This window comes from Pseudomonas sp. RL, from assembly GCF_000647775.1.
Lineage (GTDB): Bacteria > Pseudomonadota > Gammaproteobacteria > Pseudomonadales > Pseudomonadaceae > Serpens > Serpens flexibilis.
On record NZ_JBOY01000166.1, the window covers coordinates 1 to 6,041 of the forward strand.

General features: G+C 66.6%; 6 protein-coding genes. 2 read left to right on the forward strand and 4 right to left on the reverse strand.

The genetic code is table 11. From position 1 onward, the window contains the following. Positions 1–52 precede the first annotated feature (52 nt). From AS93_RS0117630 to AS93_RS0117640, 3 genes are all read right to left on the reverse strand, one after another. On the reverse strand, positions 53–1,330 hold the full coding sequence (locus AS93_RS0117630) for a hypothetical protein (RefSeq protein ID WP_027591817.1): 1,278 nt from the start codon (positions 1,328–1,330) through the stop codon (positions 53–55). 56 nt (positions 1,331–1,386) lie between these two features. Beyond that, on the reverse strand, positions 1,387–1,851 hold the full coding sequence (locus AS93_RS0117635; protein WP_027591818.1) for a hypothetical protein: 465 nt from the start codon (positions 1,849–1,851) through the stop codon (positions 1,387–1,389). 192 nt (positions 1,852–2,043) lie between these two features. Then, positions 2,044–2,382, reverse strand: a complete 339-nt coding sequence (locus AS93_RS0117640; RefSeq protein WP_027591819.1) for a DUF2892 domain-containing protein — start codon at positions 2,380–2,382, stop codon at positions 2,044–2,046. A gap of 149 nt (positions 2,383–2,531) precedes the next feature. Between AS93_RS0117640 and AS93_RS0117645 the strand changes: the two genes are divergently transcribed. Next, a complete protein-coding gene (locus AS93_RS0117645) occupies positions 2,532–3,413 on the forward strand; it encodes a YihY/virulence factor BrkB family protein (RefSeq protein WP_027591820.1) in 882 nt (293 codons plus the stop codon). Between the two features lie 118 nt (positions 3,414–3,531). Here AS93_RS0117645 and AS93_RS0117650 read toward each other — a convergent pair whose 3' ends face one another. Next, positions 3,532–5,574 carry a S9 family peptidase gene (locus AS93_RS0117650; protein WP_027591821.1) on the reverse strand — a complete coding sequence of 681 codons (2,043 nt, stop codon included), beginning with the start codon at positions 5,572–5,574 and terminating at the stop codon, positions 3,532–3,534. 93 nt (positions 5,575–5,667) lie between these two features. On the opposite strand from AS93_RS0117650, the gene AS93_RS0117655 reads away from it, so the two are divergent. Continuing rightward, positions 5,668–6,041, forward strand: a 374-nt coding sequence (locus AS93_RS0117655) for a hypothetical protein (protein WP_027591822.1), incomplete at its 3' end; no start/stop codon positions are given.

Genomic DNA, 6,041 nt, shown 5'->3' on the forward strand with positions numbered 1-6,041 from the left:
TCTGCGTGTTGCGAAGGCGCGGGAGCGAAAAACTTCGCTCCCGCGCACGGCCTCAGCGCTGCAGCGCGCTGGCCTGGTTGCCGTAGCCGTACTGGTGGATGGTGCTGACCTGGTTGTAGCCCGCCTGGTTCACCACGGCGTAGTTCAGCGAGCCTGCCTGGCTGACGTAAGCGCTGCCGTTGCTGCCGTACTGCGTGATGTCCGCGGTGTTCAGGTGGCCGCTCTGGCGCAGGGTGGCCTGGTTGAAGCTGCCGTCCTGGTCCAGATAGCCGGTGTTGTGCCAGCCGTTGCTGCTGCCATCGAAGCGGTTGGAGGTGCCACGCTGCTCGGCAATCAGCAGGTTGTCGCTGCCGTTCTGATCGAAGTACAGCTCGTTGTAGTTGCCGGTCTGGGTCAGCCGCACGCGGTTGTCGCCGCCGTTGGCAGTCAGGGTCACGCTGTTGCCTTCGCCGCTTTGCTCCAGGGTCTGGTTGTTGCCCACGCCGTGCTGGGTGAGTCGCGCGGTGAGGTGGGTGCCGTCGATCTGCTCGACCTGCAGGCTGTTGCCTTCGCCGGTCTGCAGGGTCTCGATCAGGCTGTGGTCGGCGGCTGCCTGGTGGACGGTGACGTCCTGCAGGCCGCCGAACTGGGTGATCTGCACCTGGCTGCCAGTCTGGCTGCGCTGGGTGATGCTGGCGGAGCTGTTGACGCCGTTCTGCAGGGTGGTCACCCGGTTGCCGGCGGTGTCGAGCTGATACACGCTGATCTGGTGCAGGGTGCCCTGTTGCTCGATGTCGATGCTGCCGCCCAGCGTGAAGCGCTGCTCGGCGGAGGCCTCGTTCAGCGAGCCTTGCTGTTCGATCCGGGCGCGGCTGTGCAGGCTCAGGTCCTGGCGCACCTGGGCACTGTTGTCATCCCCGCGCTGGATGGTGGTGGCGCGGCTGTGCGCACTGCCGTACTGGGCGACCGAGGAATCGTTGCCATTGCCCAGCTGGACCTGGTTGGCGCTGCTGCCCCAGCTGCCGAACTGTGTGGCGTGGGCGTCGTTGGCATGGCCTTCCTGCACCTGGCGGATGCTGCTGCCCGGGCCGGCGAGGTGCTGGTCGGCGTTCGCCCGGTTGTGAGTGCCCTGCTGGCGCTGATTGATCGTGCCGACGCTGACGGTCTGCAGCGAGCGAGCGTCGTTGCCGGCGCCATCCTGCAGTTGCAGGGCGTGCGCGTTGCCGCCGACCTGCACCACTGCCGCGTCATTGTGCCAGCCCTGTTGGGTTTGTTCGGAAACGCCGTCGGCCAGCACCGGACCGGCGCTGAGCATCAGAATCGCTGCGGCGAGGGGGGATTTGTTGAACATGGTATTGCCTCCTTGTTGGTGTACTACTGCTTTCCTTATTGGTGTTTGTAGGGGCGTCAGCGCTGTCGCACCTGCGCGTGCAGCCCGACGCCCACCTGCGTGATCCGGCCATATAGCCCTGATCCGGATTGCTCGATGCTGGCCGTGTTGTGTGCGCCGGCCTGGATGATCTGGGCTTCATTGCCGTAGCCGAACTGGAGGATGGCGGCCTGGTTGCCATAGCCCTGCTGCCAGATGCTGGCCATCAGGTTGCTGCCTTGCTGCAGCAGATAGGCTTCGTGATGGCTGCCCTGTTGCACGATGCCGCCAAGCAGCGAGTCACCCTGCTGATCGAGCATGGCCAGGTTGTGCTGACCCTGCTGGCTGATGTGCAGTTGCAGTTCGCCGGCTATCACCTGGCGCGCCTCGTACAGATCGGCATTGCCAGCCAGGTCGCCGTTGTCCAGCAGGTCGAAGGCGAATGCCGCACCACTCTGCAGGATCAGGGCCATGATTGCGGCGAAGGGGGCGTGGCGTTTCATTCCCGTGTCCTTGGGTCTTTGTTCCGGTAAGGCGCTCGCGTCCTGCGTGTCGCCGTCGGTGGGTCGACTTGCGCAAGAGCATGGTTCAGGTTGTGAATTCCAGCAAATCGCCGCGCGCATCGGTGGGCCTGGACTGGCCGACGGATTGGGGCGATGCCCCTCTCTGGACGGGAGAGGGGGCAGGAGGGGAGGTTAGGGGCGGCCCACTGGCGGGCTGTCCAGCGAATCGTTGCCGGTCACGGTGCTGGTGTGCGTGGCCGCTTCGGCGTTGCGCCGTTGCTGCTCATGTTCCTCGATCGAGCAGTACTCGCCCTCGGCGCAGGATCGGCACAGGGCCCGCTTGGCCGCGCATTGGCCGGTCATGCCGCGGGCCAGCGCCATGCCGCCGAGGCCCAGTTCCACCAGGCCGGCAAGACCACCCTTGCGCAGGCCATAGGCCAGCAGGAAGAAGCCGCCGGCGATGGACAGGGTACGTTCCCAGCCGTGCACGTTCTGCGCCCGGTGTTCGGAGGAGGTGTCGTAGCCATGCATAGTGCGTACTCCCGGTTCGAGGCTGTGTTCTGCTGACTGCCGCGCGTGCGGGCTGTTCGCGGCAGGCGACTACCGGCCTTTGTCCGGGTGAAGAAACTTATGCCGCTGCGCCCCGTCCCTGTTCAGGCGAGCTGAAGGGAGAGGAACGCATGTTCGATCTGCGCGGACTGGGCTTCGTCGAGCTGATGAAGCGATCGTTCAGGGAGTTCGGCGAAGACGAGATGGAAACCTATGCCGCCGCCCTGGCTTTTCGGGGGCTGTTCTCGCTGTTCCCCTTCCTGCTGTTTCTGGTGGCGGTGGTCGGCTATCTCGATCTGCAGGCTTTCTACGACTGGCTGCGCAGCCAGGCCGCGTTGCTGCTGCCGCCCCAGGCCATGGAGCAGGTGGATGCGGTGATCGTGCAATTCGAGCGTCAGAAGTCCGGGTTGTTCTCCATCGCCATCCTGTTTGCCCTGTGGACGGCGTCGGCCGGGATCCGTTCGGCCATGGTCGCCATGAACCGTGCCTATGACGTGCGCGAGGGGCGCCCCCTCTGGAAGCGTTATCCGCTGTCGGTGCTCTACACGGTGGGCATGGCTGCCATGCTGCTGACGGCGGCCGCACTGATGGTGGTCGGCCCGACGCTGATGGGCTGGCTCGCCGACCTGTTCGGCCTGCAACAGGTGGTAGTGACGGTCTGGGCGTGGCTGCGCTGGCCGGTGGCGGTGCTTTTGCTGGTGCTGGCAGTGGCCGTGTTCTATTACGTCACGCCGGACGTCGAGCAGGAATTCCGCTTCATCACTCCCGGCTCGCTGATCGCCGTGCTGACCTGGATCGCCGCCTCGCTGGGCTTCGGCTACTACGTGCAGAACTTCGCCGACTACAGCGCCACCTACGGCAGCATCGGCGCGATCATCGTGCTGCTGATGTATTTCTACCTGTCCGCCGCGGTGCTGCTGTTCGGCGCGGAACTCAACGCGGTGATCGAGCACCAGGACCCGAGCGGCAAGGATCCCGGCGAGAAGGTGGCACATCCGGGCGGAGCACAGTAGGACGATTGCCTGTAGGAGCGGACGTGTCCGCGAGCTTTTTTGGCGGCCGGCGAGGTGCGGCCGGCGAGGTGGTTGCAACCACAGTCAGAAGCCCGCGAATGAATTCGCTCCTGTGGCCTCAGCCTGCTGCCAGTCCGAGCACCTTGAGCAGGAAGGCGTATTCCAGCGCCACGTCGTGCAAGGCCTGGTAGCGGCCGCTCATGCCGCCGTGGCCGGCGCTCATTTCGGTCTTGAGCAGCAGCAGGTGGTCGTCGGCCTTGGTGGCGCGCAGGCGGGCGACCCACTTGGCGGCCTCCCAGTACTGCACGCGGCTGTCGTGGTAGCCGGCCACCACCAGCAGCGGCGGATAGAGCTGGGCGCGTACGTTCTCATAGGGCGCGTAGCCCTGGATGCGCGCATGCACCTCGGGATCGCGCGGGTCGCCCCATTCGTCGTACTCGGTGACGGTGAGCGGTAGATCCGGGTTGAGCATGCTGTTCAGCACGTCGACGAAGGGGACTTCGGCGATGGCGGCGCCGAAGAGATCCGGGCGCCGGTTGAGCACCGCGCCGATCAGCAGGCCGCCGGCGCTGCCGCCGCTGATGGCCAGTTTCTCCGGCTGGGTGAGGCCGCTGGCGACGAGGGTTTCCGCCACAGCGATGAAATCGCCGAAGGTGTTGGCCTTGTGCTCCAGCTTGCCGGCGCGGTACCAGGCCTCGCCCATCTCGCCGCCGCCGCGCACGTGCGCGATAGCGAAGATGAAGCCGCGCTCCAGCAGCGACAGGCGCGCGTGGGAGAACCAGGGATCGAGGCTTTCGCCATAGGCGCCATAACCGTAGAGATAGAGTGGCGCCGGCTGGCCGGCGGCGAACACCTCGCGGCGCGCCACCAGGCTGACCGGGATGCGCGTGCCGTCCGGCGCCGTGGCCCACAGCCGCCGGCTCTCGTAGGCCTGGGCATCGAACGGGCCTTCCACCGGGGTTTCCTTGAGCACCTGCTGCGTGCCGCTGGCCAGCTCCAGCTGGCGCAGCTGCGCCGGCCGGTTGAGCGATTCGTAGCGCAGGCGAATCACCGGGCTGTCGAATTCCAGGGTGCTGGCCACGTGCAGGCTGTACACGGCATCGGGCAGGGTAACCCGGTAGGGCGCTGCGCCGGCCGGATGGACTTCCAGCACCGAGAGGCCGCCCTCGCGCAGGCTGAGCACATGGGCCGTGCTGTTCAGGTCGATATCTTCCAGCATCACCGCGGGGTCGTGGGCGCGCAGCAGTTGCCAGTGGGCACGTTCCGGGTTGGCCTGCGGGGCGGTGTACAGGGCGAAATTGATGCCGGCCTGGTTGCTGCGGATGAACCAGCGCCACTCACCGTTGAGCAGGCCGTGATCGAGATCGTACTCGTGGCCTTCCTCGCGCGGCGCGACGCAGACGAAGGCGTCGTGCGGCCGCTCGGCGTCCAGCACCCAGGCCTCGCTGGTGGTCTTGCTGGTACTGGCCAGCACCAGCTGGCGCTCGGAGCTGGTGCGGTAGCAGTGGATGAAGAAGCGCCCGTCCGGCTCGTTGAACACCAGCTGCGCCTCGGCGTCGCCCAACCGGTAGCGGTACAGCTTGTGCGGGCGGTGGGTGTCGTCCAGTTCGGCGAAGAACAGCGTCTGGCTGTCGTTGGCCCAGCACAGGCTGCCGTCGCAGTCCTCGAACGGCAGTTCGCTGATCTCGCCGCTGTGCAGGTCCTTGATGAACAGCCGGTAGATCTCGTCGCCGGTGGTGTCCAGGCTGTAGCCGAGCAGGCGCTGGTCGGGACTCAGGCTGAAGGCGCCCAGCGACAGGAAGCCGCCGTCGGCCAGGGTGTTGGGGTCCAGCAGCAATTGTTCGCTGGCGTCGTCGATGGCCAGCGAGCCATCCGCCGGGCGGCGGCAGCGATAGTGCCGCGGATACTCGTCACCCGCAGTGGTGCGCTGGTAGTAGAGAAAGTCCTTCCAGGGTGCCGGCAGGGAAAGGTCGGTCTCGCGGATGCGGCCCTTGATCTCCTCGAACAGCCGCTGGCGCAGCTCGGCCTGGTCGGCCAGGCAGGCGTCGGTGTAGGCGTTTTCCGCCTGCAGGTAGTCGAGCACCTCGGCGCTGTCGCGGTTTTCCAGCCACTGGTAGGGATCGGCGCCAGGGATGCTGCGGGCGATGGGGGCTTGGCTCATGGGTGGCCTCGAAAGCGGGAGAGGGTGCACCGGGTAGGTGGCCCGCTGCAAAAGCCGCTATCATATGCGCCCCTTTCACCGCCCGAAACGCCAATGATCGACAACGACTACCTGCTTGCCTGGGCCCTGTACCTCAGCGCCGGCCTTGGCCTGATGCTGGTGTGGATGCGCCTGACCCGCTGGATGTGGCGCTGGTTGCGCGAAATCCTGCGTCTGGCGGCCGCCGTGCTGCTGTTCACGCCGACCCTGGTGGACCCGTCCCGCGACTTGCTGGCGCCAGCCATCGCCATCGGTGCGCTGGATCTCGGCTTCAAGGTTGGCGACAGCGTTTGGCGGGCGCTGGCCGACCTGTCCATGTACGGCCTGGTCGCTCTGGTGCTCTACCTGATCTTCGCCGCCGCGCGCTGGCCGATCGAGCGCTGGCTGCGGGAGCGCGCCGCTGCGCGGGCGGACGGCGAGGACGCCCG